The organism is Actinomadura geliboluensis, assembly GCF_005889745.1.
GTDB classification, from domain to species: domain Bacteria; phylum Actinomycetota; class Actinomycetes; order Streptosporangiales; family Streptosporangiaceae; genus Spirillospora; species Spirillospora geliboluensis.
Genome location: NZ_VCKZ01000003.1, coordinates 57423 through 83509 on the forward strand (window position 1 = coordinate 57423; position 26087 = coordinate 83509).

The 26087-nt window shown below is 70.7% G+C and carries 24 protein-coding genes; 2 read left to right on the forward strand and 22 right to left on the reverse strand.

Annotated elements, in window-relative coordinates; genetic code table 11:
* Positions 1 to 30 precede the first annotated feature (30 nt).
* Positions 31 to 1065, forward strand: coding sequence for a hypothetical protein (locus ETD96_RS01195; RefSeq protein WP_205719047.1), 1035 nt, complete (start codon positions 31 to 33; stop codon positions 1063 to 1065).
* Entirely contained in the window at positions 1062 to 2138 is a 1077-nt protein-coding gene (locus tag ETD96_RS01200; RefSeq protein ID WP_138632580.1) for a class I SAM-dependent methyltransferase, read from the forward strand. Before ETD96_RS01195 ends, ETD96_RS01200 begins: the two co-directional genes overlap by 4 nt.
* A 22-nt stretch (positions 2139 to 2160) precedes the next feature.
* Here the strand turns inward: ETD96_RS01200 and ETD96_RS01205 are convergent, their stop codons facing one another.
* From ETD96_RS01205 to ETD96_RS48035, 22 genes are all read right to left on the reverse strand, one after another.
* Positions 2161 to 3093 (reverse strand): pyridoxal-phosphate dependent enzyme, encoded by a 933-nt coding sequence (locus tag ETD96_RS01205; protein WP_138632583.1) that lies wholly within the window; start codon positions 3091 to 3093, stop codon positions 2161 to 2163.
* 12 nt (positions 3094 to 3105) lie between these two features.
* The gene (locus ETD96_RS01210; protein ID WP_138632586.1) at positions 3106 to 4383 is read right to left on the reverse strand and encodes a diaminopimelate decarboxylase family protein; all 1278 of its coding nucleotides are present in this window, start codon (positions 4381 to 4383) and stop codon (positions 3106 to 3108) included.
* An 856-nt stretch (positions 4384 to 5239) separates the two neighbouring features.
* Positions 5240 to 6922 carry a helix-turn-helix domain-containing protein gene (locus ETD96_RS01215; protein ID WP_205719048.1) on the reverse strand — a complete coding sequence of 561 codons (1683 nt, stop codon included), beginning with the start codon at positions 6920 to 6922 and terminating at the stop codon, positions 5240 to 5242.
* 20 nt (positions 6923 to 6942) lie between these two features.
* Positions 6943 to 8052 carry an o-succinylbenzoate synthase gene (menC, locus tag ETD96_RS01220; protein ID WP_138632589.1) on the reverse strand — a complete coding sequence of 370 codons (1110 nt, stop codon included), beginning with the start codon at positions 8050 to 8052 and terminating at the stop codon, positions 6943 to 6945.
* The gene (locus tag ETD96_RS01225; RefSeq protein WP_240807066.1) at positions 8049 to 8924 is read right to left on the reverse strand and encodes a GNAT family N-acetyltransferase; all 876 of its coding nucleotides are present in this window, start codon (positions 8922 to 8924) and stop codon (positions 8049 to 8051) included. Before ETD96_RS01225 ends, menC begins: the two co-directional genes overlap by 4 nt.
* Before the next feature lie 39 nt (positions 8925 to 8963).
* Positions 8964 to 10085 carry a M20/M25/M40 family metallo-hydrolase gene (locus tag ETD96_RS01230; protein ID WP_171068792.1) on the reverse strand — a complete coding sequence of 374 codons (1122 nt, stop codon included), beginning with the start codon at positions 10083 to 10085 and terminating at the stop codon, positions 8964 to 8966.
* The gene (locus ETD96_RS01235) at positions 10082 to 13378 is read right to left on the reverse strand and encodes a serine hydrolase (protein WP_138632592.1); all 3297 of its coding nucleotides are present in this window, start codon (positions 13376 to 13378) and stop codon (positions 10082 to 10084) included. The genes ETD96_RS01230 and ETD96_RS01235 overlap by 4 nt, the downstream gene beginning before the upstream one ends.
* Positions 13375 to 14121 (reverse strand): ABC transporter ATP-binding protein, encoded by a 747-nt coding sequence (locus tag ETD96_RS01240; protein ID WP_138632595.1) that lies wholly within the window; start codon positions 14119 to 14121, stop codon positions 13375 to 13377. Before ETD96_RS01240 ends, ETD96_RS01235 begins: the two co-directional genes overlap by 4 nt.
* The gene (locus ETD96_RS01245; RefSeq protein WP_138632598.1) at positions 14118 to 16052 is read right to left on the reverse strand and encodes a dipeptide/oligopeptide/nickel ABC transporter permease/ATP-binding protein; all 1935 of its coding nucleotides are present in this window, start codon (positions 16050 to 16052) and stop codon (positions 14118 to 14120) included. The genes ETD96_RS01240 and ETD96_RS01245 overlap by 4 nt, the downstream gene beginning before the upstream one ends.
* Positions 16053 to 16055: 3 nt before the next feature.
* Positions 16056 to 17078 carry an ABC transporter permease gene (locus ETD96_RS01250; RefSeq protein WP_240807068.1) on the reverse strand — a complete coding sequence of 341 codons (1023 nt, stop codon included), beginning with the start codon at positions 17076 to 17078 and terminating at the stop codon, positions 16056 to 16058.
* 4 nt (positions 17079 to 17082) lie between these two features.
* The gene (locus tag ETD96_RS01255) at positions 17083 to 18678 is read right to left on the reverse strand and encodes an ABC transporter substrate-binding protein (RefSeq protein ID WP_138632601.1); all 1596 of its coding nucleotides are present in this window, start codon (positions 18676 to 18678) and stop codon (positions 17083 to 17085) included.
* Positions 18679 to 18728: 50 nt separating this feature from the next.
* Positions 18729 to 20201 carry a serine hydrolase domain-containing protein gene (locus tag ETD96_RS01260; RefSeq protein WP_240807070.1) on the reverse strand — a complete coding sequence of 491 codons (1473 nt, stop codon included), beginning with the start codon at positions 20199 to 20201 and terminating at the stop codon, positions 18729 to 18731.
* Positions 20202 to 20914: 713 nt separating this feature from the next.
* Positions 20915 to 21085 carry a hypothetical protein gene (locus tag ETD96_RS44340; protein ID WP_171068793.1) on the reverse strand — a complete coding sequence of 57 codons (171 nt, stop codon included), beginning with the start codon at positions 21083 to 21085 and terminating at the stop codon, positions 20915 to 20917.
* 33 nt (positions 21086 to 21118) lie between these two features.
* On the reverse strand, positions 21119 to 21430 hold the full coding sequence (locus ETD96_RS01265) for a hypothetical protein (protein WP_138632604.1): 312 nt from the start codon (positions 21428 to 21430) through the stop codon (positions 21119 to 21121).
* Positions 21431 to 21513: 83 nt separating this feature from the next.
* On the reverse strand, positions 21514 to 22101 hold the full coding sequence (locus ETD96_RS01270) for a NucA/NucB deoxyribonuclease domain-containing protein (RefSeq protein WP_138632607.1): 588 nt from the start codon (positions 22099 to 22101) through the stop codon (positions 21514 to 21516).
* 49 nt (positions 22102 to 22150) lie between these two features.
* A complete protein-coding gene (locus tag ETD96_RS01275; protein ID WP_205719049.1) occupies positions 22151 to 22669 on the reverse strand; it encodes a DUF6010 family protein in 519 nt (172 codons plus the stop codon).
* A complete protein-coding gene (locus ETD96_RS01280; protein WP_138632610.1) occupies positions 22666 to 22959 on the reverse strand; it encodes a DUF3817 domain-containing protein in 294 nt (97 codons plus the stop codon). Before ETD96_RS01280 ends, ETD96_RS01275 begins: the two co-directional genes overlap by 4 nt.
* Entirely contained in the window at positions 22956 to 23486 is a 531-nt protein-coding gene (locus tag ETD96_RS01285) for a hypothetical protein (protein ID WP_138632613.1), read from the reverse strand. Before ETD96_RS01285 ends, ETD96_RS01280 begins: the two co-directional genes overlap by 4 nt.
* A gap of 2 nt (positions 23487 to 23488) precedes the next feature.
* The gene (locus tag ETD96_RS01290) at positions 23489 to 23809 is read right to left on the reverse strand and encodes a hypothetical protein (protein WP_138632616.1); all 321 of its coding nucleotides are present in this window, start codon (positions 23807 to 23809) and stop codon (positions 23489 to 23491) included.
* A gap of 92 nt (positions 23810 to 23901) precedes the next feature.
* Entirely contained in the window at positions 23902 to 24591 is a 690-nt protein-coding gene (locus ETD96_RS01295) for a DJ-1/PfpI family protein (protein ID WP_138632619.1), read from the reverse strand.
* 415 nt (positions 24592 to 25006) lie between these two features.
* A complete protein-coding gene (locus ETD96_RS01305) occupies positions 25007 to 25360 on the reverse strand; it encodes an IS110 family transposase (protein WP_171068794.1) in 354 nt (117 codons plus the stop codon).
* A 474-nt stretch (positions 25361 to 25834) separates the two neighbouring features.
* Positions 25835 to 26087 (reverse strand): aromatic-ring hydroxylase C-terminal domain-containing protein (locus ETD96_RS48035; protein ID WP_478209486.1); only part of this gene is annotated, 253 nt, incomplete at its 5' end.

Genomic DNA, 26087 nt, shown 5'->3' on the forward strand with positions numbered 1-26087 from the left:
GAGGGCCTGCCCGGTCAGCACGCACAACGAGTGGGACCCCTCGAAGAGGTCATCGTCGGCACGATGGCCGGTGCCGCCGTCCCGTCCTGGGACCCCGCCGTCGAGGCCACGATGCCGCCGGACGCCCAGCCGCTGTTCCGCCGCCGGGCCGGCCGGCCGTGGCCCCGCGAGCACGCCGCGGCGGCCGCGGCCGAGCTCGACGCATTCGCCTCGACGCTGCAGGAGTTGGGCATCACGGTGACCCGCCCGGACGCCGTGGACCACACGCGCGGCTTCAGCACGCCGCGCTGGAGCAGCCCCGGCGGGCTCTACAGCGCCATGCCGCGCGATCTGCTGCTGATCGTCGGCGACCTGATCATCGAGTCGCCGATGGCGTGGCGTAGCCGCTACTTCGAGGCCGACGCCTACCACGGTCTGCTCACCGACTACTTCCGCCGCGGGGCGCGCTGGATCGCCGCACCCCGCCCGCTGCTGGGCCCGGACACCTACGACGAGGACTTCGACCGGGAGACCCCGTACGCGACCGGCCGCTACGCCACCACCGAGGCCGAGCCGACGTTCGACGCCGCCGACTTCACCCGGTGCGGGACCGACCTGTTCGTGCAACGCAGCCACGTGACCAACCAGCTCGGCATCGACTGGGTGGCCCGCCACGTCGGCCCCGCGTACACCGTGCACCCGGTCGAGCTGACCGACTCCTCCCCCATGCACATCGATGGCTCGTTCGTTCCGCTCGCTCCGGGCAAGCTGCTGCTGAACCCGGCTAAGATCAAGAAGGTCCCGCAGGTGCTCGACGCGTGGGAGGTCCGCTGGGCCCCCGAGTCGGCACTGCCCGCCGACCACAAGCTGTACATGTCCAGCCGCTGGGTGGCCATGAACGTGCTCATGCTCAGCGAGACCTGCGTCGTGGTCGAGGCCGGCGAGCACCCGTTGATCAAGATGCTCACCGACTGGGGCCTGGAGGTACTCCCGGTGCCGTTTCGGAACGTGATGCGGTTCGGCGGCTGCTTCCACTGCGTCACCGCCGACGTGCGCCGCCGCGGCGACCTGTCCAGCGTGCTATGACCCGTCCGGCGGCCTGCTCGGTCACGGACCGAGCCCACATCGACGTGTGGCGTGAGGTCTACGACCACCTCTACCGCGCGCCGTGGGGGGCGCTCGGCGAGGACTTCTCGGGATGGGACTCCAGCTACGACGGGAGCCCCATTCCCACGGACCAGATGCGCGAGTGGCGGGACACCACCGTCGCCCGCGTCCTCGCGCTGCGGCCCGAGCGCGTCCTGGAGATCGGGGTCGGCAGCGGGCTGCTGCTGTCCCGGATCGCGCCGCACTGCACGTCCTACACCGGCACCGATCTCTCACCGGTGGCCGTCGAGACGCTGGGGGAACGGCTACGCGCCGAACGTCCGGAACTGGCCGGGCGGGTGGAGCTGCGGACGCTGCCGGCGCACGAGACGGGACTCCTCCCGGCCGCGGCGTTCGATGTGGTGATCCTCAACTCCGTGGTGCAGTACTTCCCCAGCCTCGCCCACCTCGCCGACGTCCTCACCACCGCTGTCTCACGAGCCGGGCCTGGCGGGGCGGTGTTCGTCGGCGACGTCCGCAACCGCAGCCTGCAGAAGCATTTCGCCACGGCGGTGGCGCGGGCGCGCGGCGTGCCGGAAGCCGGCCTTCCCGACGCGATACGGCACACCATCGCGCAGGACCGCGAGCTCCTGATAGACCCGGACTGGTTCCCGGCATTCGCGCGCGACCTCGGGACGCCCGTCGAGATCCGGCTCAAGCAGGGCACGGTGGCCAACGAACTCACCCGCTACCGCTACGACGTCACCTTGGCCGGACCGAACCGGCCGGTCATCGGCACGGAGCGGGCCGCCCGCCTGCGGTGGGGCGACGACGTCACCTCCGTCGAGGCGCTCTCTCACATGCCGGACGTTCCGGTGGTGCACATCGTCGGGGTGCCCAACCGGCGGCTCACCGGCACCGGACCTCAGCTGGACGGCCCCGCAGGGCTGGACCGCTCGGTCCCGCCCGGTCGGCGCGCGGTGCTCACCTGGTCCGACACCGGCCCGGAGGCGGTCGACGTGCTGCTGGTCGACCGCCGCCTCGGCGACGCCGTGGTGGTCACCTGCTCCTGACCAGAGCGGCGCGAGGCTCAGCTCACCCGGGCACGTCGCCAGCCACAGGACGTCCGGTGACCAGCACCACGTGCCGGCCCTGCATGCCGTGGTCGCGGGCGTGCCGGAGGACTCCGGCCACGCCGGCCGCCCCGGCCGCCGTGGCCGGCAACCCGGCCGCGTTGAGAAAGTCACGGGCCGTCACCAACGCGTCGTCGTCGACACCGTGCACCATGCCCCCCGACGCCCGCACCGCATCCAGCGCCTGCGGACCGTGCAGGGCGTCCCAGTTGACGAGCGGCTCGTTGTGCTCGGTCAGACGCACCGCATCGGGCGGCAGCGGCCGGTACCGTCCCGGCCAACTCGACACGACGGCATTGTCCGCCGCGGCGCTGACCCCGTGGATCGGGGTCGCCCACCCCAGACGCCGAACCCCACGCGCGACGGCGACCAGGGTGGTGCCGTTGCCCACCGGAACCCAGAGCCCTGCGGGTGCCGCGCCGAGCGTCCGGGCCAGCGCCTCCACGACGGTCTCGTGCCCGCGCAGCACCGCGTCGGCCAACGGCCCGTCCACGTTGCCGTCGACCGTGCGCGGCGCCGACGACAGCCGGCGGGCCTCGGCCACCGCATCCTCGTAGCCGCCGTCGACGAACACTACCCGGGCGCCCATCGCACGCGCCCACGCCCCCCGGTCATGGCCCTCGGCGGGGAGTACCACGGTGCTCGCCAGTGCGGCGTCACGGGCCGCGGTCGCGACGGCCCGGCCATAGTTCCCGCAGGTCCCGACCACGACATGGTCGTAGCCGCCGGCAGCGGCCGCCGCCACCATCGCGCGCGCCGCAGGCTCCTTGTGGGTGCCCGAGGCGTAGCCCGCCTCGTACTTCACGGCCACGACCGGGCCCGGAACCGGGAACGGCACGTCGTGGAGGCCGGTGTCGTGGGCGTCGATCGGCGCGTCCGCGCCCGCGGGCGTCAACGAGCCCGGCACCTATGCCCCCAGCCCGGCAGAGTCGAGCCGCAGCGACTGCGGCTCGAAGGCCAGCGTGGCAAAGTAGTCGTCCTCGGTCTCGGCCCGCCGGATCAGGTCGACGCTGCGGTCGGGGTGGAGCATCAGTTCCTTCGGTCGGAGCCGGCCGTTGTAGGTGGTTCCCATCGCGTGCCCGTGCGCGCCGGCGTCGTGGATCACCAGCAGATCGCCCGCGGCGACCACCGGCAGGGAACGCTGCTCGGCGAGTTTGTCCAGGTTGGAGCACAGCGAACCGACCACGTCGACGGTCTCGATGCGATCGCTCGCCACGAACGGAGCGGTGATGTGGTGGTACGCGTCCGCATACACGAGGCGCCGCATCAACGCGTTGGTCCCGACGTCGACGCCGACCACCTCCCGCCACTTCGACATCCTGTTGACCACACGTGTCACCAGGACACCGTGCGAACCCGTGATGTAGCTACCGTTCTCGAAGCAGATCGTGGGGTGCCAGTCGGACGGCCAGCCGGCGGCCACTTCCCGGATACGCCCGGCGACCGCGGCCAGGTCGAGCGGACGCTCGCCGGGTCGAAAGGGGATGCCCATTCCACCGCCGACGTTGATCGTGTCGAATTCGACGCCCAGCCGCCCGCGCAGCCTGATCGCCTGGTCGGCCAGCACCCCGAGCGCGAACAGCGTGGGCTCCTCATCGAGAAAGTTAGAGGTGATCATCATGTGCAACCCGAACGAATGCACCCCCGCCCGGGCGGCCCTGCGACAGACCTCCTCCAGCCGGTCCATCCGGATGCCGAACTTCGAACTGCTCGGATCGCCGAAGAACGTGGCGTCGAACTGCGGCGCGTGCGAGCCCGGGTTGACCCGGAAGGACAGCGCACGGGGAACGAGGCCGGCGCCGATCAGCGTGTCCAGCACCGCCTCGTCGTCGATGTTCATCAACGCGCCCGAAGTGGTGGCCGCAGCCAGCTCCGCAACGCTGGTGTTGTTCGAGGTGAACACGGTGTCCCGGCCCGACGCGCCCGCCTGCCGGGCCAACGTCAGCTCGGGCAGAGAGCTGCAGTCGAACCCGAATCCGCGGCCGGCCAAGCGGCGCAGAACAGCCGGATTGGGCAGCGCCTTGACCGCGAAGAACTCTCGGACAGCCAAACCAGAGAAGGCCGCATTGAAGGCGCGACAGTTCTCGTCGATACCCTTGGCGTCGTATATATAGAATGGCGTGCCAAAGTATTCGGCCACACTCGGCAGCACCTCCAGCAACCGGTTTTCGAAATCAGGGCTCATCGGCATTCCTCGGCACCCCCTGACGCCCGACCAGTGCACCTGATTGACCGGAACACCCGCATATCCACCAACCCGTGCACGCGTTTCGGTTGACCCGACAGAGACGGACTTGAAAGAGCCATTCGAGCACAATACGCAAAGCGCATATTGCGAGTATGCAGTGAACCGGTGACAGCGTCCATCGACACGACGAGAATGTGCGCGCCCGACACTCGATTATCGGCTCGGCTTCGCCTCACGTTCACCCGGCGAGACGACATCGTCCCCAACCGACGGGCCGCGAGCCATCTGCCAGAGGCGGAGAGCAGTCGTGGATCGCCCCGGCTGGGTGGAGACCCTTATATCTGGAAGAATGAGGGGCCATGGCACCAGGAGGAAGCACTCCTCAGAACTGCGTGAACGTGCGGTCCAGATGGTCCTTGAGTTGTGAGGTGCCCTGCCCAGATCCCAGAGCTAATGCGTTCTCACATGGCCAGATGACCAGCGGGTGATCGGCGGCAGTCTCCTGGCCGGTGGGTGCCAGGCACGCTGCGCCACTGCGAGGATGTTGTCCCTTCTAACTCGCCGATGCCCGCGGGTGTCGGCCTTCCGGTGCTGGCCGGGGTGCTGGATCGGGTGCCTGACCGGCGTCCGGCTTTGTCAGGGCTGCTCCCACCCTCCCCGGCATCACCCGGATCAGGCTGCCCTCAATTACGCTGACCTGCTGCGACAGGCCACCGGCGAAGGTCCCCCACCTCCACTCGAATCCCAGCGCCTCACGGCGCACGCCGTTAAGTTGACACACCCCGCAAAGCGCACCTCAAATCCAGAATCTGGATATTGAAGCCCCACAGGTCGTCCAGATCAGGCTGGGGTTTCAGGGGGTGGGGCTTGTGTCCACGGCGAGGGCGCGTAGTTGGAGCATCAAGCCGAAGCGTTGGTCGGGGTTGCTGAGGTCGCACTGGGCGACCTCGGTCACCCGGCGGAGGCGGTAGCGGAACGTGTTCTGGTGGGCGTCGACCGATTCGGAGGCCGCGGCGACGTCGCCGAAGGCGTTCAGCCAGGCGTCCAGGGTCTGGACCAGGTTGCCGCGGTGGCGGCGGTCGTAGTCGATCAGGCGGGCCAATGCTCCCATAGGTTTTTCGCTTCGGGCCATGGCCAGGTCGCGTAGGTCCAGCATCAGTTCTTCGCCCTGAAGTTCGTCGAAACGGCCGACGCGGCGGTGGAGGCGTCCGTTGCGGAGCACGCGCAGGACCCGGTCGACGCAGGATCGGCTGTGGGCCATTTCGGCCAGGTCCAGCGCCACCGGGCCCACGGCGGTGATGGTGGGCAGGCGGTCTCCCACTCGGTCCAGAAATTCCTGGAGGATTCGCACCGCGCGGGTGGCGGCCTTATCCACGGGTCCGGCCGTGGGCAGTAGGCCGTAGGTGACCGCGCCGATCGCAGCCGCCGCGGATCGAGGGTGGGTCGCGGACAGGTGCATGGCGAACGCGTCGCTGAGCCGCTGCCGGTCATGCACCATGGTGGCGCCGTCGGAGTCGTGCACGCCCCGCTCGTCGAGGGCCACGCCGAGGACCAGCAGTGGCTGGTTCGACAGACCGAGCCGTTCGAGCGCTTCGCCGGCGCCAAGGCCGCCTTCCAGCGCGTCGCTCAGCAGGTCGGCCCGCATCCGGCGCTGCACATCGGCCCCGGCGCGGACCCGGAGCATGTGCAGCGCGACCAGCTTGGCCGACTCGCGCAGCGCCTCATTGCGCTCGTCGCTGAGCCGGTCGGGCACCGCCGCCCAGACGGAGCCGAGCATCTCGTCGCCCGCCCGCACGGTGATGGCGACGCGGGGCAAGGAGAATTCGCCTGGCCCATCGGTGATGGGTTCGATGTACACAGGTTGATCGCTGCGGAGCAGTTCCCGGAAGATGCCGCGGTCGTGCAGGACGCGCGCGAACCGCTCCGGCACCTGGCGGCCGAGGATGGTTTCGACACGGGACGGGTCGGCCTCGTCTTGGCGGCCGGAAAAGGCGAGCACGCGAGAGTTGCGGTCCTCGATGGTGATCGGCGCATCGAGGAGGGCCGCGATCGCGTTGGCGACCGCGAACAGATCACCCGCGGGCAGCCCGCCGAGCGACTCCTCCTCGGCGGGCCACGCTCCCGGGCTCTGGGTGAGCAGGGAGCGGAGCATCTCGCTGAGATGACCCCACGGGGCGCCGCGACGCAGGCCGAGCACGGTGACCGCGGCCTCGTCGGCGGCGGCCCGCACCTCGTCGGTGAGCAGGACCGGCTCGCGCAGGACGAGCGCCGCCGCGTCCTGGCGTCCCAGCGTGCGGAGGAGGGCCGCGACGTCGCGGGGGGCCTCCATCCCGACGCCGAGCACCAGCGCGCGGGAGGGCAGCACCGGCTGATCGAGCGGGTCGTGGAAGACGACGGCGCTGATCTCTCCGGGCGGGTCGGGGTCGCCGTGGACGAGTTCGAGCAGGGTTGCGCCCAGGTCGTCGACGACCCGCCCGAGATTCGCGCATGGACGGGTGGTGCTCACACGCTGGACGGTCTCACGGTGGACGCGCACCACGCCACTCCTCCTCGTATTCAGCCGGTCAGATACTCGGTCGCGGTGGTCACCTCGGCGAGCCGGTCCGGCACCGGCTCCAGGCCGAGCCCAGGGCCGGTGGGGACGTCGAGGTGGCCGTCGTCGTCGAGCACGAAGGGTTCGGTGATGTCGGCCGCGTAATACCGCCCGGACGCCGAGGTGTCGCCGGGCAAGTTGAACCCAGGCATGGCGGCGAGCGCCACATTCGCGGCGCGGCCGAGACCCGTTTCCAGCATTCCGCCGCACCACACCGGTATGCCGTGTGCCACGCAGACATCGTGGATCCGGCGGGCCTCGAAGTATCCGCCGACCCGGCCGGGCTTGATGTTGACCACATGGCAGGCGCCCAGCCGGATCGCGGCCGCGGCGTCGCGGGCTGAGGTGATGGATTCGTCCAGGCAGATCGGCGTCCGGAGCTGCCCGGCCAGCTCCACATGGCCGAGCACGTCCTCCTCGTCGAGAGGTTGCTCGATCAGCAGGAGGTCGAACGGGTCCAGCCGGGCCAGCTGCCGGGCATCGGCCAGGGTGTAGGCCGTGTTGGCGTCCACCTGCAGCGGCAGGTCGTCGCCGAAGCGCTCGCGGACCGCGCGGACCGGCGTGACGTCCCATCCGGGCTCGATCTTGAGCTTGATGCGGACGTAGCCCTCGGCGAGGTAGCCGTCGACGGCGTCGAGGAGTTCGGGAACGCTGTCCATGATCCCGACGGAGACGCCGCACGGGACCCGTTCGCGCACCGCGCCGAGTTCGCGCGCGAACGAGCGGCCCTCGGCGCGCAGCTCGGCGTCCAGAACCGCCATCTCCAGTGCCGCCTTCGCCATGTGATGGCCCTTGAACGGCGCGAGGATCTCGGCGACGGAGTGGGCGGCCTGCGGCCCGGCCACCAGCACCGCCGGCACGAAGAACCGGCGCAGCACGTCCGCGGCGGCGTCGACGTACTCGGCGGAGTAGCGGGGGCTGGTCATCGCGACGCACTCGCCCCAGCCTTCGACGTCATCGGCCAGCACGCGCACGAGCAGGATGTCCCGGGTGGTCTCGGTGCCGAACGAGGTGCGGAACGGCGCCACCAGTGGCATGGCGATGCGCCGCAGTTCGACGCCTGTGAGTTTCATGATTCTCTCCGTACGATGTACCAGCCGGCGCGATCGAAGCCGTCGATCCGGCCGCCGTCGGCGGTGAGGCCGGTCAGCGCCTCGCGCACGGCGAGCCGCCAGCGTCGTGCCAGATCCGGTTCCGTGCTCCGCAGGGAAGCGATGTCCTGGGGCACCGCGACGAGCACGGTGTCACCGTCGAGCGTGCCGGGCACCGGGCCGCCGTCCGCGCCGACGCTCAGTGCGACGGTGGCGCCCGCCCGGAGCTCGTCGGCGGCGACGGCTTCCGCGCCGCCCCCGATGCTGGACAGCACCACCGCGCTGTCGCGGAGCCGCCAGTGCACCAGGAGCCGGTCGGAGTCCCCGTCATCGTTGATTGCGTCGGCCATCGGACCGTAGAAGTCCGGCAGGTATTCGACCGGTCGCGCGGCCAGCTTCACGAGGTTGAAGTAGGCGTTGCGGGCCACCAGCGGATCGAACGTCCAGGCGATCTCGGAGACGCCGCGCTGGAAGGCCCAGGCCCGTTGGTGCAGTTTGAGCGCGAAGCCGACGCTGCGGCCGGCGACGGCCGGCGAGACGCCGGCGATGTGGCTGTGGAGCATGGCGCCCCCGGGGGCGTGGAAGAAGCCGACGCACGCGCCGACCAGACGGTCGCCCTGGAAGGCGCCGGCCACGTAGTTGCCGGCTTTGGAGAAGGCGCGCAGCAGTTCGACGCTCACTGGCGGGCTCACGGAGCGTCCCCAGATGGCGGCGAGCAGGCCGACCGCGCTGGTGAGCTCGGCGATCTCGGTGAGCTCGCGCACCGAGACGGCGGCCGCCCTGGCGGCGGCCTCCGCGGCGCTGACCGCCTGGTCCGGCATCGGCTCCGCGGCAGACACCCTGCTATCGGTCACGACGTTGTTGCTCCTCGGCTCGTCGGGGGCGGGGGGTGGTCACGGTCTTGTCGCAAGGGACGCGGTGCGCGGGCCCACCAGCAGTTGTTCGACCAGCGCCCGCAACAGCGCGGTTCGCGGGGGCAGCTCCGCGGCCAGCGCGTGTTCGTCGGCGGCATGCGCGCCACCGCCGACCGCGCCGAGACCGTCCAGGGTGGGCGTGCCGACTCCGGCGGTGAGGTTTCCGTCGGAGGCGCCGCCGACCGCGGCCCGGGCGGGCACGGGCCATCCGCGGCGGGCGGCGATCTGGCACAGCAGCTCATACAGCGGCGCGGACGCCGCCGCCTCCAGCGGAGGGCGGCTCGGGCCGGCGGTCGTCTCGACGCGCGCACCGGGCTCCGTGGGTCGTAGCGCGCGGATCGCCCGGTCGACCCGCTCCTGTTCCGCCACGGTCCGGGCCCGCACGTCGACCGCGAACGTTCCCTCGGCCGGGACGGTGTTGGTGGTGGTGCCGGCGTGGGCGGCCGTCGGTGTGACCGTGGTCCCGGCCGCCGGGTCGCCGAGCGCGCTGACGGCCAGCGCCTGGCGGGCGAGTTCCAGGGTGGCGTTCACACCCCGTTCCGGTTCGAGCCCGGCGTGGGCGGCCCGCCCGGTGACGCGCACTTCGTACGACGAGGCGCCCTTCCGCTCGGTCTTCAGCGCGCCGCCGGCGGCGGACGCCTCCAGGACCAGGGCGGCGGCCGCCGCCCCGGCCTCCCGCTCGATCAGGGCGCGGGAGCTGGGCGAGCCGATCTCCTCGTCGCCGGTCACGAGCAGGGTGACGCCGTCGAGGCCGGCGGCGGCGTGGAACGCCATGACCAGTCCGGCCTTCATGTCGAAGCAGCCGGGGCCGCGCAGGATCCCGTCCTCGACGGTGCAGGGGTGCCGGGCCAGCGTGCCCAGTGGCCAGACGGTGTCGTGGTGGCCGAGCAGCAGCACCCGTGAGGGTCCGGTGCCGAGACGCCAGCGCAGGTGGGTTCGGCCGTCCAGCACGATCCGTTCGGGTGCGGCGCCGAGGCGGGCGGTACCGACCCGGGCGGTGACCTCGGCCGAGCGTGCGACGGCGTCCAGGTCGGTGGAGGGCGACTCGCACTCGATGAGGGCGCGCGCATCGGCGAGCAGGTCGCTCAGGCTGGGCGTCATCGCTCCGCCTTCGGTGTGGCGCGGACTCCGTAGTGCAGGTAGCGCTCACCGGTCGGCAGCTCGTAGAACGTGACCGGTGCCCAGGTCTGCGTCCCGGGTGCCTTGACGGCGAACAGCGCCGGGCCGACCGGGACCAGCGGGTGCTCCTCGACCGGGTCCGGCACCATTTCGGCGATCGGACCGGTGATGGTGGTCCGCAGCAGCGGCCCCTCCGGACCGTTCTCGACCTCCACCCGCACGCCGGCCCGCTCGTAGGCACCGAGGTACGGCGTCACGTCGACGGTCACCGGTTCCGGCGGCGGCGCGAACGGCGGCGGCATCGTGACGCCGGCGACCTCGGCGAAGATCTCGCCGTACAGGTCCGCGTAGAGGTCGCGGGAGTGCCCGCCGTTGGTGAGCAGCGCGACGGCGAGTCCCTGCTCGGGCAGTATCCGCAGGAACGCGTCCTGGCCAAGGGTGCTGCCGTCGTGGCCGATCAGGCGGTGCCCGTCCCAGCCGAACCGGATCCAGCCGAGCCCCCACGAGTCGCCGAGGATGTACTTGTCGGGCAGGTCGGCCTGGTGGGCGGTCATGGCGGCGGCGCTGTCCGCGCTGAGCACCCGGGTGCCGTCGGCGGCGAGCCCGCCGGTCAGGTGCAGGCGCGCGAAGGCCAGGAGGTCGGCGACGGTGGAGGTGACCAGCCCGGCCGGGCCGATCGAGCGGGGCAGCCCCCACGCCTGGGCGAGCACCGGCTCGCCGTCGCGCTCGTCGTGGCCGACCGCGGCGGCGAACAGCAGCGCCTCCTCCGGCAGCGTCACCGTGTGCGTCAGCCCGAGCGGGGTGAACAGCCGTTCGCGCAGTGCCTGGTCCCAGGTCTGCCCGGTGACCTTCTCGATCATCCGGCCCAGCAGCGAGTAGCCCGAGTTGCAATAGGAGAAGGTGGCGCCCAGCGGGTGGTTCTGGCCGGCCTCGGCGAGCAGGCCGACGTACTTCTCCAGGCAGTCGTCGCCGCGGCCGGTGTCGGTGAACACGTCGCCGTCGATGCCGCTGGTGTGGTTGAGCAGGTGCCGCAGGGTAACCGACTTGGTGACGTGGGGGTCGGCGAGCCGCAACTCCGGCAGTACCTCGATGACCGGGGCGTCCAGTTCGAGCAGCCCCTCGTCGACCAGCGCCATCGCGACGGTCGCGGTCCAGACCTTCGTGATCGAACCGATCTGGAACAGCGAGTCGCCGCCGACGGGTGCGCCGGTGCGGACGCTGAGCACGCCGTGGGCCGCCTCGACCAGCTCATCGTCCGACCCGTTCGTCCCGAGGCGGAAGATGCCGAGCTGGGCGCCGGGCACCTTGTGCCGCTCGGCGAGCCGGGCCAGTCGCCGCTGCCAGTGGGCGCCGTCGACGCGGGCCCGGCCGGCCCGGGTCGTGTGCTGTTCGAGCCAGTCCAGGACGCGGTGGTTGAAGTCGAGCCGCTGCGAGGGCGGGCCGAGCAGGACGAACGCGTGCGACGCTTCCGGGTAGACGACCAGCCGGGTCGGAACGCCCTGCTCGTACAGCGCGGTGTGCCACTGCTGGGCCTGCCCGAGCGGGCAGGTCAGGTCGGCCGCACCGTGGATCACCAGGGTCGGCGTGCGGACGTCGGCCACGCGGGTGAGCGGTGACATCGCCGCGTACTCCGCGGGCTTGCGCCACGGGGCGCCGCCGAGTTCCCAGGCGCTGAGGAAACAGCAGTCGTCGCTGGTCCCGCCCATGCTCACCAGGTCGCTGACCGTGCCTCCGGCGACCGCCGCCGCGAACCGGTCATCGTGGCCGGTCAGCCAGCACGCCATGAAACCGCCATAGCTGTAACCCGCCACCGCGAGCCGGTCCGGGTCCGCGAACCCCTCGGCGACGAGCTGGTCGAGCGGCTCCAGCAGATCGGCCGCGTCCGCGACGCCCCAGCCTCCGAGGGCTCCGTTGTAGAACTCTTCGCCGTACCCGTCGCTGCCGCGCGGGTTGACCAGCAGCACGGCCCAGCCCCGGTCGACCAGTTCGTGGTGGTACAGGTGGATCTCGTCCGCAGCACCGTTCCACGCGTTGTGCGGGCCGCCGTGGATGTCGAGCAGGACCGGCCGCGGGCCGCCGTGGGCGGGGTCGTGCATCAGCCACGCTTGGACTTGTGCGCCGTCGGAGATGGTGAACCACCGCTCCTCGCGGGGGTGCGGGTCCACGTCGGCGAACGCGGCGCCGTGGTCGGTCAGCACGGTTTCGGCCCCGGTCGTCAGGTCCACGACCGCGATCTCGCCGAACGACGCGGGTGTGCCGAGCGCGACGGCCGCCCGGCCGCCGCCGACCGACAGCCCGGAGACGACCCGGCCTGGACCGTCCACGACCGGGCGTGCGTCTGTACCGTCGGTCCTGACCGACCACAGGTGGGTGCACCCACGATCGCGCAGGCAGAACCACACCCGGCCCTCATGCTCGTGCGGCAGGCCGCCGGGATAGGCGGGAGCCCCGCGCATCACGTTACGGTCGAGGGCGCCCGAAAGATCGGTGACCTCGCCGTCGGCCGCGCCGACCCGGTACAGGCGGGTGTGGCCGACCGGATCGCCGGACCAGCCCACCACGAGAAGCGCCGAGCCGTCGCCGACCCAGCCCACGGTGAGGGCCGCTCCGTCGGCGAAGGCGAGCACTCGTGGCCGGGCGAGCGGTGCGTCAACCCGCAACAGGTATACCGGGGATCGCAGGTTTCCGCCGGCATCGCCCCCGCGGGTGAACGCGAGGGTCGTGCCGTCCGGCGACCAGGCCACGGCGCCGGCGCTGTGCGGTCCGTCGGTGAGCTGCCGGACCTCGCCGGTGTCCAGGTCGAGGACGTGCACCTGGGTGCGGACCGGGCCGAACATCCCCACGCCGTCGGCCTGGTAGTCGGGGCCGTCGGAGACCATCGGCCCCGGCGCGCCCCCGGTCGGGTCGACCGGGGCGGTGAAGGCGAGCCGGCGGCCGTCCGGGCTCCAGCACGCGGGCCCGGCCCCGAGCGGCAGGTCCGTCACCTGCTCGGGCTCACCGCCCCCGGTGTCGAGCACCGCGACCTGCCCGCCGCGGAGGAAGGCGAGCCGGCGGCCGTCCGGCGACCAGGCCGGCGCGGTGTCGGACGAACCGGAGGTGAGGCGGCGGGGCGTGCCATTGTCGGTGCCGACCAGCCACAGCTGGTCGAGGTTGCGGTCGCGGGCGGCGTCCAGGGTCCGGAGCACGTAGACGATCCGGCTGCCATCTGGGGACATCTCTGGTTGTGACGGGACCGCCAAGTCGGTGAGGTCTTCGATGTGCGGTCGTCGACTCATGGCTTGCTCCTCTGCAGGGTTCGCCCGGGTACGGCGGCGAGCAGTTGGCGTGTGTAGTCGTGGCCGGGTTCGGTGAGCACGCGTGTCGTGGGTCCCTGCTCGACGACCTGGCCGTGCCGCATGACGGCGACCTGCGAGGCGACGTAGCGGACGACCGCGAGGTTGTGGGAGATGAACAGCATCGACAGGCCGAGTTCGCGCTGGAGCTCGCGGACGAGGTTGAGCACGGCCCCCTGGACCGAGACGTCCAGCGCGGAGGTGATCTCATCGGCGATGATCACGCGGGGGCGCGCCGCGAGCGCGCGTGCCAGCGCGACGCGCTGCCGCTGGCCGCCGGAGAGCCGGGACGGGACGGCGTCGGCGCAGCCCGGGTCAAGACGCACCAGTTCCAGCAGTCGCTCGGCCTCGGCCCTCCGGTCGGCGCGTGCGACGCCCGGCGGCATCGCCTCGGCCACGCTGCCGCCGACCGTCATCCGCGGGTCGAGCGACGAGTAGGGGTCCTGGAAGACCATCTGCAGCGGACGCGGCCGGCCCCGGGTCGGGACTGGCGCGCTGCCGAGGGTGATCCGGCCGCGCGTGAGCGGGGCCAGGCCGACGGCGGCCCTGGCGAGGGTGGACTTGCCGGAGCCGGACTCGCCGACGAGCCCGACCACCGCACCGTCCGGGACCGTCAGGCTCACGCCGTCGACGGCGGTCGTCCGGCCGTAGCGGACCGTGACATCGTCGAAGCGCAGCTCACTCACAGCGACTCCATTTCGTCGGCGTTCCGATCGGTCGGCAACGGTTCGCCCGCGTGCCAGCACGCCACACGGTGGCGCGGCGAGTCGTCCGGGCCGGCCTCCAGCGGCGGGTCCTCGGCCCGGCAGCGGGTGTCGGCGAGCGGGCACCGATCGGCGTAGGCGCATCCCGGCGGCACGTGGGCGGGGTCGACCGGGCGGCCCGGGATCGTCGCGAGCGGCTCGTCCAGGTCGGTGGTCATGTCGGGCACCGCGTCGACCAGCGCCTTGGTGTAGGGGTGCCGGGCGGTGGTGGCCAGTTCGGCGGCCGGCAGGTCCTCGACGATCCGGCCGGCGTACATCACCAGCACCCGATCGCAGACCTCGCCGACCACCGCGACGTCGTGGCTGATCAGGACCAGCGCGACCTCGTCGGCCTCGCGGATCGCGGCGAGCAGGTCCAGCACCTGCTGCTGCACGGTGACGTCGAGCGCGGTGGTCGGCTCGTCCGCGACGATCAGCGCCGGGGTGCCCATCAGCCCCATGCCGATCATCGCCCGCTGGCGCATTCCGCCGGAGAACTCGTGCGGGTACTGGCGCACGCGCATGCCCGCGTCCGGGATCCGGACGGCGGTCAACCGGTCGACCGCGCGGGCCATCGCGTCCCGGCGGCTCAGGCCCTGGTGATGCGTGGCCACCTCCGCCAACTGCGCGCCGATCCGGCGGGTGGGGTTGAAGGCGGTCATCGGGTCCTGGAAGACGACGGCCAGCCTGGTGCCCAGCGCCCGGCGCTGGACGGCGGTGTCCGGCGCCAGCAGGTCATTGCCGAGGAACTGCAGCCGCGACGCGTCGACGTGGCCGTGGTCGGGGAGCAGCCGGGTGACGGCCAGCGCGGTCAAGGACTTGCCGGAGCCTGACTCCCCGACGATGCCGACCGCCTCGCCGCGGCGCACGTCGAAGGACACCCCGCGGACCGGCCGCACCGGACCCGACGGCCCCGAGACGGTGACCTCCAGGTCGCGGACATCGAGCACCACATCGGACGAGGAGTCCCCCGCCTCCTCGACGTGCCGGGTGGGCTCCGGCTCCTTCGCCGACGCGGTGCGCGCGGACACCACCGCGCCCAGGCCGATGCCGACGGGGACGCCGAACCCCTTGGCGACCGACTCGCCGAAGAGGCTGAACGCCAGTCCGGCCACCAGCACGGCCGCCCCCGGGGTGAGGGCCGCGGCCGCGTTCACGTAGATCGCGCCGATGCCGTCGTAGAGCAGCCGGCCCCAGTCGTAGGACGGTGACTGGACGCCGAGGCCGAGGAACGACAGTCCGGCAAAGCTCAGGAGCACGGTACCGGCGCCGATGGTGGCGTTGACGACCAGCGGTTCGGCGATGTTGGGCAGCACGTGGCGGACCAGGATCCGGAACCGGCCGATCCCCACCGTCCGGGCGGCCGCGATGTAGTCCCGGGCGGCGACACCGGCGACGAGCGTCTGGGTGAGACGCGCGAAGGCCGGGGCGCCCGCGAACCCGAGGGCCAGGACCGCGCCGGTGGCGCCGACGCCGAAGACGACCGCGAAGAACAGCGCCAGCAGCAGCCCCGGGAACGCGACGGCGATGTTCACCACGGCCGACACCAGCCGGCCGGACCGGCGGCCGAGCACGAACGGCGCCGACCCGAGCAGCAGCCCCACGACGACCGCGATCGCGGTGGCGAGCAGGGCGAGCACGATCGACAGCCGGGACGCGACGAGGACCCGCAGCAGGATGTCCCGGCCGAGGTTGTCCGTCCCCGCCCAGTGCCCCGCGGACGGCGTGGCCAGGATGTTGTCGGTGTCGACGGCGTCGGCGGCGGAGCCCCACACGACCGGTCCGAGGACGGCCAGCGCGACCACCGCCACCGCCAGCACGGTCGCGGTGAGGCCCACGGGGGTGCGGACGACCCGCGTCCAGCGTCCTTGCATCCGTCAGTCCTCCCGGATCTTCGACCGAGGATCGAGCAGGGCGAGGGCGACGTCGACGACGACGTTGACGATCAGCACGCCGACGCCGTACACGAGGACGATCGCCTGCACCACCGGGTAGTCCTTGGTGAGAATGGACCGCACGATCGTGCTGCCGAGGCCCGGCCAGGCGAAGACGTTCTCGACCAGGACCGTGCCGGCGACCAGCCCGCCGAGCAGGAGCCCGCCCAGCGTCAGCGCGGCGGTGACGGCGTTGGGCAGGGCGTGGCCGACGTAGATCTTCCAGGGCGGCAGGCGTTTGGCGCGGGCGGTGCGGACGAAGTCCGCCTCCACCACCGCGACCATCTCGACGCGGACGATCCGGGCGAGGATCGCCGCAGGCCCGATCGCCAGCGACAGCACCGGCAGCACGTAAGCCGCCGCCGTCTCGTTGCCGGCGACCGGCGACCACCCGAGCCTGATCCCGAAGAGGTAGACCAGCGCGACACCGATCAGGAAGTCCGGAATGGTCGCCACGACGATGCTGGTCGTGGTGAAGGCGAGCTCGGTCCGCCGCCCGTGGCCGCGCCGGGTCAGCACGCCCATCGCGACGCCCAGCGGGATCGCCACGGCCACGGCCGCCAGGAACGCGAGCCCGGCCAGGAGAAGCGTGGCCGGCAACCGCTGGGCGACCACGTCGGAGACCGGCAGCTGCGAGGCGAGCGAGGTTCCGAGATCGCCGCTGAACAGTCCCTTCAGGTAGCGGACGTACTGGGTCGGGATCGGCTGGTCCAGCCCCAGCGCGTGCCTGCGCGCCTCCACCAGGGCGGCCGGGGCGGTGGGCCCGAGGGCGCCGCGGACCGGGTCCCCCGGGATGAGGTGGATCATCGCGAAGGACGCCGTCACCAGGACCCAGAGCGAGACCAGCAGCCGTCCCAGGCGCCGGGCGCCGAACCGTGCCCACGGACGGGCCCAGAACCGCTGCCGAACCGGGTCCTCGGACGGGCGCGGGACGGTCGGCTTCACCAGCGTGTGCGGACTTCCCACCCCGCTACCTCGCCAGCATCCGGATGCTGGTCGGGACCAGCTGGCCGGGCGTCTCGAACCGCGCCGCCTTGCCGAACATGCGCACGACCCCGTTGGCGAACGGCACGATGTCCGCCTTGGCGATCAGTCCGGACTCGGCGGCGAGCCACTGGCGGCACCCGGCCGTGCCCTGGGTCGCCATCGCGGACCGCACCGCCTTGTCGTAGTCGGGGTCGGAGATCGCGGCGAAGTTGTTGCCCTTCGGCGCCGCCGGCCCGGAAAGGAACGGCACGAGCTGGTCGGGGCTGTTGACGTTGAGCGAGACCCAGGCGACGTCCCAGTTCCCGCCACCGAAGATCGTGCCGGTCAGCGTCGTCTCGTTCTGGCTGCGCGCGGTGGCCTCGACGCCGATCGCCTTCCACTGCTTCACCGCGAGTTCCGCCGCGGCGTCGCCGGCACTGCCGTTGGTGTTCCGGTAGAGGAAGGTCAACGACAGCGGCTTGCCGCCCTTGGCGCGCCGCCCGTCGCTTCCCCGCTTCCAGCCCGCCTGGTCGAGCAGGGCACCCGCCGCCCGCGGATCGGTGGCCGGCAGGGAGCGGGAGACCGAGTCGCCGGGACAGGCGACCGGCTCGTTCGCGGCCAGCGTCATCGCCGGCCCGCCCTCCCCCGAGGTGAGGACCTTCTGGAGCTGGTCGAGATCGAGTGCCCGGGTCAGCGCCATGCGGACCTTGGGGTCGCCGGTGGGCCGGCCCGCGACGTGGTTGTACCACTGCTCTCCCGCCAGCTCGGGGGTCTTGGCGGCGAACAGGCCCGCCTTCTCCAGCCGCTTCGCGTCCGGCCCGATGATCGTGGCGGCGCTCAGGCCACCGGAGAGCAGCAGGTTCGCCGCGGTCGTCTCGTTCTCGACCACCTTCACCACGACCGTCTTCGGCAGCCCCCTGGTCGCGGTCGTCGCGCCGTTCGGCCCCCACGTATATCCGTCGCGGATCATGTAGGTGTAGTGGTCGCCCGGTGCGGCCTCGGTCAGCTTGTATGGCCCGGTGCCCGCCGTCGCCGTCTTCAGCGAGGCGCGTCTCGCCATGCCTCCCGGGCAGACGATCGGCAGGCTGGCCAGTCCGGTGAGGACGAAGGGGGCCGGCTGGGCCAGGGTGAGGGTCACGACGCGGGTGGCGTCGTCCCCCTTCGCCTTGGCGCCGGGCGGGAGGAAGGTCCCCAGGAGGGGGCTCTTGTTCTTCGGGTCCCCGACGAAGTTGAGGTTGTCCGCCACGTCGGAGGCGGTGAGGCGGCTTCCGTCGGAACACGTGATGCCGTCGGCCAGCGTCAACGTCACCGACGTCCCCTTGGCCTGCCAGCTCTTGGCCAGCGCGGACCGGATCTCGCCGGTCTTGCCGTCGGCGCTGACCAGCGTGTCGTAGGCGAACTGCGTGACGGTGAACAGCGTGCTGCCCGCGCCCATCTGCGGGTCCAGGTCGCCCGGGTCGGAGGAGAGTCCGAGCGTGAAGGTGCCGCCGTTGACGACTCCCGCCGTCCCGCCGCTGCTCGACGAGCCGCCGCAGCCGGCGAGCGCGGTGGCGGCCAAGGCCAGGCAAAGCCCATAAGTGCCCGCAATGGTTTGCTTCATGGCGATTCCCGTCCGAACGTTCTCGTCCCGTGGTTCCAGTGGTGGATGGGTCAGGCGCCGGCGCGGCGGACCGCTCGGCCGAGGTGCAGGTACAGCGCGTGCCCGGTGCCGTCGTCGCCCAGGAACGCGTGCGGCATGTGCATGCCGCGGTCGGCGTCAACGGGGATCAGCATCTCGTCGCGGTAGTGGACGAGTTCGGTCCGCTCGACCTTCCCGCCCATCTCCTCGAAGACCCCCTTGGGGATCTGCTCGATCCAGATCCGCTGGTCCTCGTCCTGGCTGACAGTGAGGTCGAAGACCTCAGCCGAATAGGTGCCGACGTACCGATCGGCGTCGATCCGCCGCGGCTCAGCGGGCGGGACCGGCAGGGCGGGCAGGCCGACGCCGGCGAGTTCGCCGAGGACGCGGCCCACGACATCGTGGTAGAGCGAGACGGCAGCGCCGCCGTTGGTCACCAGCGCGACGGCCACCCCTGCCTCGGGGACCATCCGCAGGAAGGCCTGCTGCCCGATGGTGCTGCCGTCGTGACCGATGATCGCACCGGCCGCCGTGTCGAACCGCTCGAAACCCAGGCCCCACGACGTGCCCATGATGCCGAGTTCGGGCAGGTCGACCTCCCGGGCGTGCATCCGGGCGGCGGTCCCCGGGGCCAGTACCCGGGCGCCGTCGGCCGCCACGCCGTCCGCAAGGTGCATCCGGGCGAAGGCGACCAGATCCCGGGGCCGCATCGCGAGCATCGACCCGGCCGGCGCGTTCGAGCGCGCCAGCGCCCACATCGGGGCAGGCACGTAGCCCGTACCGGGCTCCAGTTCGACATGGCCCACCGCGGCGCGGAACATGATCGCCTCATAGGGGCCGGTGGCGGTGTGGGTAAGCCCGAGCGGCGTGATGAGCTGCTCGCGCAGGCACACGTCATACGGCCGTCCGAGAAGCACCTCGACGAGCCGGCCGAGCACGCAGTAGCCGGCGTTGTTGTAGGAGAACTGCTCACCGGGCGGGAACAGTTGTGGCACCTCGTGCAGCGTCGCGACGTACTTCTCAAGACAGTCGTCACCCACCCCGGTGTCGGTGAAGATGTCCCCTTCGAACCCGGCGGTATGGTTGAGCAGTTGCCGGACGGTGATCCGCTCGGCCGCCTCCTCGTCGGCCACGCCGAACTCCGGCAGATAGGCGCGCACCGGCCGGTCGAGTTCGATCTTGCCCTCGTCGGCCAGTCGCAGGACCAGCGTGCTGGTCCAGAGCTTGGTGACCGACCCGATCTGAAAGACCGAGTCGGGGGTCGCCTCCACCCCGGTCGCCTTGCTGAGCAACCCGGCGGCACCGTCGGCCACCTGATCGCCCTGGATCACGGCCCAACCCGCACCTGGAACGTCGTACTCCTCGATCAGCAGCGGAAACCGCTCATCGAGCCAAGCTTGGATGTCGCTGAGATTGCCCATGCGTGGTGATATTAAGCACAAGAACCCGCAGGCGGTTCGTCGTCCCCGACGAGTTTTGGGAAGTCGGTTGGTCGCCGACGACAAGGTTGCAACCGGGGGCGTTCCGACTTCCGCGAGAATCTGTGCACGAGCGACTAGCTTGAAGTCGACAGAGGCCCGGGATTGCGTTGATGAGAAACTCCGCGCCGGAGTGCTACGCCGCGGAATGGCGCTCTGTGTGCAACCTGATAAAGCCAGCCCAGGTGGTGGAGGCGCGCTCGGGGCTGGATCGGTGCCTGCGTCCTTGAAAATCTCCCATGCCGTGGATGCGGCAACCTGAATGCCGAGCACCAGCAGTTCACCGTGCACCCGCCAGTCGCTGCCGGAAGACGCGAACGAAACCATCTGGTCACAGACAGGCCCCTCGGAATTTGAAACCGGAAGGCAGGTATCGGCCCCATTCCTGGGGCGTCAACGTGCGTCCACGTCCAACTGCCGCGCAGACTGAGCCGACAAGGTCGGTGGGGTGTCGCCATGTCCCACAGCCACGTCATTTCATCGGACATACTGGAGGTGGCGGTGACCAGGGTGCGACCGTCCGGACTGAAGGCCGTCGAGGTTGCGTAACGACTAAAGTGCCCACGCTGAGCGCGGAGATCCGCTACTACTCGCTGAACATGCCGGGGGCATGAAGCGTATGTCTGTGGCTGTAATGCAGTGACCTGGCGGGCTTCGGCCGACTTCGACGTCCCCGGCGTAGCGCATGGGCTCGTCTGCGCAGACAGAGACCCGGGGTGCGCCGGCTCTGCCTACGGGATTCACTTGCGCGGTGGTGGGGTGGTTGGGGGCCACAGCCGCAGCAACCACAGTTCGCGGCCGGTCAGCTTGGCGACCTCAGTCTGGTAGGCCGGGTCGTCGAAGTCGGAGGATCGTTTCTGGGCGTCGTCGGCCAGTTGCCGTGTGTCGGTGTTGAAGGCGTTGACTCGCACCCGGTAATGGCCGGGGGCGGGCAGATCGAAGGCCTAGGGATCGGCCGATGCGGAGTCGGCAACGGTGATCCGGCCGGCGGGGATGTGGAGAGTCCAGGTGGCCGCTTCGATGTCCAGGCATGGGTCTCCGGTCAGCGGCTCACTGGTCCACGACTCGGCGCGGATGTGGACTGCGAGGTCGCTTCCACTGGTGAACAGCAGCAGTTTTGTTCCCTCGCACGCGCTGCTGCTCATGGGAGCGGCGGTGGGCATGGCATCTGTGGGCGGGTCGGCGCCGTTGACCTCCACCTGCGAATACCAGGGCTGCACCAGCCAGTCGTGCGAGGCCATCAGACTCGTGCTCATGGGAGCGCCCCTCCGTGCGGGGGCGTGCCCAGTGGGGCGGCGGGGCGCCCCACTGAGCACGCCGGGTTCTGATCGATCGGCGGTCAGTCGACCTTGATGTAGAAGGCTTGGTGCTCGGCGATTCGGTCCCAGTCATACCAGTTGCCGAGCAGGGTGCCGGCAGCTTGGTTGTCGCGCCAGTACACCGGCTTGGCGGAGAACATGTTCTTGTACTGGTCTCCGTCGGTCTTCCAGCGCGCAGCGCCTTCGTAGGTGGAGGCGAAGGGGTACTCATCGCACTCTTGGACCGGTCGGCCCTGCGGGTACTCCGGCGGGTACTCCGGCGGGTACTCCACCGGGACGTTCCAGTTCGGGAAGTAGGGGTTGCAGCCCCATGCCTTGGCGTAGTAGCGGTTGCTGTTGACCCGGGTGTTGTTGGCGTCGGAGTAGGACGGCACCAGCCGGTGCAGTGGATTGTTGATCGTCTTGCCGGGCAGTTGCTTGTCGGAGAAGGGCTCGAGGTCGACGCGCTCGCCCTTGATGTTGACCTTGGTGGCCGCCTCCCGGCGCCGCCGGACGGTCTTGTCGGTGATCTTGGCGTAGTGGGCGATCATGTGGGTTGACTCGTGGTCGAGGAGGACGCGGATGACCTCTTGCGGGACGGCCCGATTGATCAGGCGATTCGGTGGCACGACTGGCGAACGACTCTGCGTCGACCGACGGGGCGGAGAGGATCAGCGGTCAGGTCGCTGGCTCCCGAGGGCGGGTTCCGTCGCTGACCGCGGGTTCCTGCTCCGCGGTGCCGCTGTGCGGTCGGTCGGACACTTCCACCGTCTGCTCGGACGGCGCGCCCTCTGCGGTGCGGAAGCGCGTGAACCGGCTGCGGACGAGGTCGATCAGCGAGGGACCGCCCTGCAAGCACCATAGGGCGATGACGGGATCGCAGATCGCGCAGCCGAGGGAGGAGGTGTGGGCGAAGGGCACGATCGGGTTGCCCTGCAGGTGGTGGAGCACGTCCCAGGCGGTGTGCAGCAGCCAGGCGATGCCTATGAACGTCCAGGACTCCAGCCCGCGGTAGGCGACATACGTGGCGACGGCGGTGAAAAGGAACTCCCAGCCGCCGAAGCCGCCGCCGCTGAGATAGGCGGCGCCCGCTCCCGCCACCATGATCGCGTTGAAGCGGCGCCGGTGCGGTTCGCGAATCAGCGACATCAGCAGCGCGTACAGAAGGCCGATCAGGATCGGCACGACGTAAATCATGCCCGGGTGACCTTTTCGAGATCCGGACGGGTGGGGCCAGAGCGGCCCAGCAGTCGCAGGGCGAGGAGACCGCCGATGCCGGGAATGATGGCGACGGCCTTAGCGGTGGCCGCGGCCTGCTTGAAGCGCCAGGTTGCGATCACGACGAACAGGTAGGCACAGCCGTGGGTGGGTCCCATCAGGGAGGAGATGGGCTTGAGGTGGGCGGTGGCGATGTTGGCCAGCATGATGACCAGTGAGAGGAGTTCTATGTGTGCTGCAACGCGCAGTGGCCGCAGGTGCACGGTCATACTCCTGTGGTGGAGCCGGGGCGGATGATCATCAGGACGGTGACCGTGGCCCACAGCAGGTTGAAGACCCCTGTGAGCATGGCCAGGCGGCCCGGTACGCGGGAGCCGGTGCCGGAGCCCGGTTCGGGAGAGCCGACCTCGCGTAGGAAGATGCCGTCGCCCGGTACCGGGAAGCCGGCGCCGGACTCTTCCGCCGCGGTCAGAGCCTCCTCCTGAGTGGGCAGGATCAGTAGGGCCAGAACGCCGGCGGCCACAGCGGTCAGAACAATCGAGGTGATGAGCCACGCATTGCCGAGCACACCGAGGCTGCTTGCGGTGGCGAACCCGAAGACGGGCACCGCGAGGCCAAAGACCGCATAGGCGCGGCAGATGCGGTGCAGCATCCGCAGGGTCGTGAGCAGCTCCACAGCGCCCGGTTCGCTGTGCGCGCGGCGCAGCGCCTTGGGGAACATGCTGGCGGCGACGGTCACCGGGCCGATGGACACTACGGCGGCCAGGACGTGCAGGGAGAGGAAGAACTTCGCCACGGTTAGCGTTCCGCCGCCGCTCGAACCGCGCGCCGCTCGCCGGTGACCTTCGAGGCCGGCAGGCGCCCGGCCTTGGAGGTCCCCTTCATGGTGTCACCCTCGACCGTCACGTCGAAGGCCAGATTCAGCCGCAGGGGCTTGGTGATGGCTTGATGCCACGTGAGCCGGTCGCTGTCGAGGACGACATCGCCGAGCGGGACCTCCTCGCCCGCTCCGTGGGCGAGGCCGGTCAGGACCCCGCCCTCCCGCCGGAGATCGATCACGGCCTTGATCCTTCCGATGGGAGTGGAAATGGACAGGTCCCAGATGCCTTCGACGGACATGCTGCTGTTCTTCCTTACGGTGTATGCGAACGAAGAGGGCGAACGAGAAGCGTGGCGTGCGGCGCCGAACCTCGTGTGCGTACGGCGCACGATCAGAAGCCGGCGGGCACCGGACCCAGATCACGCCAGACGGTGCCGCGGCGCTCATGGGCGAACAACTCCTCTACGGCATGCGCGATACGGGGCCCTACCTCGCGCTCCAGCAGGTACAGACCCAGATCGAGCCCGGAGGTGACGCCCGCGCCGGTAACGAGGTCACCGTCGTCGACCACTCGCGCACGCACCACGTGGACGCCGGTGGCGTCGAGCATGTCCAGGCCCATGTGGTGCGTCGTGGCATGGCGTCCGTCCAGCAGGCCGGCCATGGCCAGGATCAGCGAGCCGCCGCACACAGTGCCGACCGCCACCTCCGGGTTCTCCATGGCCGTCTTCAGCAGCGCGGCAAGCTCGGTATTCAGGGTCCTGCCCAGCAGGACGGGGATGGACTCGTCCTGCCGCCGCTCTCCGTCGCCCGCATCCTGGTCGGGGACCTCACCGGGCTCGCCGACGCGGCCCGACGCGCCGGGCACCACGATCAGGCCCGCACGCAAGGGGTTGAGGGCAGCCGTGGCCCGTAGCGCCAGGCCCCCAGTGCCACTGACCACCTCGCGCGCCCCTTCCGCGGAGACCAGCTCCACGCTCACCGCGCCCGCGGAGGCGATGCCGCCGGCGTACAACACTTCGTAGGGGGCGACGACATCGAGCGGATCGAAGCCGTCGAACAGGACAATCTGGACGTGCATGGGGAGTTCCTTCGTGTGAGGGCGAACCGGCTCAGGCCGTGGGACGCCTCGAAGGTATGGGCTCGCCGCCCTGCCCGCCCAGTGGCATGAGTGACAGTCTTCAACGGGATATTGCCACGACCCGCCACGAGGACTCTGAGCTCGGATGGATAACAGATTTCGGAGATCGGAGCCGGGTTTCCTCGCCCGGTGAACAGATAGGTTCTCGCCATGCACACCGTCGCCGTTCTCGCCCTGGACCAAGTGATCCCGTTCGACCTGTCCACCCCGATCGAGGTCTTCACCCGTGCCCGCCTCCCGGACGGGCGCCCGGGCTACCAGATCCGCGTCTGCGCCGAACAGCCGGAGATCGACGCGGGCACCTTCACCCTGCGCGCGCCGTGGGGCCTTGAAGGGCTCAAGGGCGCGGACACGGTCATCGTGCCCGGTACGGCCACCCCCAGGGCGTGGGCGCGGCCGGCCAGGACGGCGCGAGCGGCGGCCAGGCATCGATGGTGTCGTTCTTGCCGCGGCGTCGACGGTTGGCCTTGTCGGGCTGGTTGACCTCGAACACCTGGATGTGGGCGGCGGCCAGGTGGCGTGCGAGCGCGGCCCCGTAGGACCCGGTGCACTCCACACCTGCGCGGCGCACCGAGCCGAACCCGCGAGCCCACGTCACCAGTGCCCGATAGCCGGCCTGGGTGGTGGGGAAGGTCTTGCTGCCCATCAAGACGCCCAGCGTGGTGATGGCGGCGGCGACATGGAAGTCCTTGTGGGTGTCTACTCCCACGATCACTTCCTGGCCATCGACGGAAGGAGGGGTGAGACGAGTTCGGGGGTGCCGAGCATGGTTTCTCCTGATCAAGGCGCGGACGGGCTTGGCCGTCGCCGGGCCGATCAGGCGGTCAGTACTGTGATGATGCTCGGTGCGGCAAGGCCCCTATCGGGACACGTCTGATCGGTCCGGCGGCAGCAAGCACCGCCCCGGAGCTGCAGCCGACAGATCAGTCCGAAGGCACACGGGAGGGCCAAACGGTTTTCGGGTCAGACCGCGCCCGAGGCGGCACCCCAAGATCCTCACAGTACGGTTTTCGGCACCTCTCTGTGTCAAGCGGCGGTGAGCAGAGAGGTATCCGTTAACTGGACACTCCCTTTCAGTGCGCCATGAAAGCGCTGTTTGTCCGAACGGGGGTGAAAGACCACCGTCGCCGCTAGGTGTGGGACCTGCAACCTTGGACGGTGTAGTCGGGAGTGCCCGCGAGATTTACGTGGTGACCCAGTGCGCGTGGCCGTCGGGGCGGATGAGGGCTGCGCGGACGTCACACCATTCCGGGGGTGCATCGTCGCCTAGCGCTCCTTCATGCGTGACCGCTTCCAGTGCACGGGCGCAATCCGCGATTGCCACGGGAATGCCTCCGCCCAGGTCGAGCAGTACGGGGTGAGCCTGGCGGAGGAGTTCGTAGACGGTGCGGCCGTCGCGCAGCGGAAGGTCGGGGAGGCGGGCACCGGTGAGGGGA

Coding starts and splice junctions, on each gene's coding strand:
- ETD96_RS01200 (WP_138632580.1), top strand. CDS start 1,062: ATGACCCGTCCGGCGGCCTGCTCGGTCACGGACCGAGCCCACATCGAC.
- ETD96_RS01210 (WP_138632586.1), bottom strand. CDS start 4,383: ATGAGCCCTGATTTCGAAAACCGGTTGCTGGAGGTGCTGCCGAGTGTG.
- menC (WP_138632589.1), bottom strand. CDS start 8,052: ATGAAACTCACAGGCGTCGAACTGCGGCGCATCGCCATGCCACTGGTG.
- ETD96_RS01230 (WP_171068792.1), bottom strand. CDS start 10,085: ATGACGCCCAGCCTGAGCGACCTGCTCGCCGATGCGCGCGCCCTCATC.
- ETD96_RS01235 (WP_138632592.1), bottom strand. CDS start 13,378: ATGAGTCGACGACCGCACATCGAAGACCTCACCGACTTGGCGGTCCCG.
- ETD96_RS01245 (WP_138632598.1), bottom strand. CDS start 16,052: ATGCAAGGACGCTGGACGCGGGTCGTCCGCACCCCCGTGGGCCTCACC.
- ETD96_RS01255 (WP_138632601.1), bottom strand. CDS start 18,678: ATGAAGCAAACCATTGCGGGCACTTATGGGCTTTGCCTGGCCTTGGCC.
- ETD96_RS01265 (WP_138632604.1), bottom strand. CDS start 21,430: ATGAGCACGAGTCTGATGGCCTCGCACGACTGGCTGGTGCAGCCCTGG.
- ETD96_RS01275 (WP_205719049.1), bottom strand. CDS start 22,669: ATGATTTACGTCGTGCCGATCCTGATCGGCCTTCTGTACGCGCTGCTG.
- ETD96_RS01280 (WP_138632610.1), bottom strand. CDS start 22,959: ATGACCGTGCACCTGCGGCCACTGCGCGTTGCAGCACACATAGAACTC.
- ETD96_RS01290 (WP_138632616.1), bottom strand. CDS start 23,809: ATGTCCGTCGAAGGCATCTGGGACCTGTCCATTTCCACTCCCATCGGA.
- ETD96_RS01295 (WP_138632619.1), bottom strand. CDS start 24,591: ATGCACGTCCAGATTGTCCTGTTCGACGGCTTCGATCCGCTCGATGTC.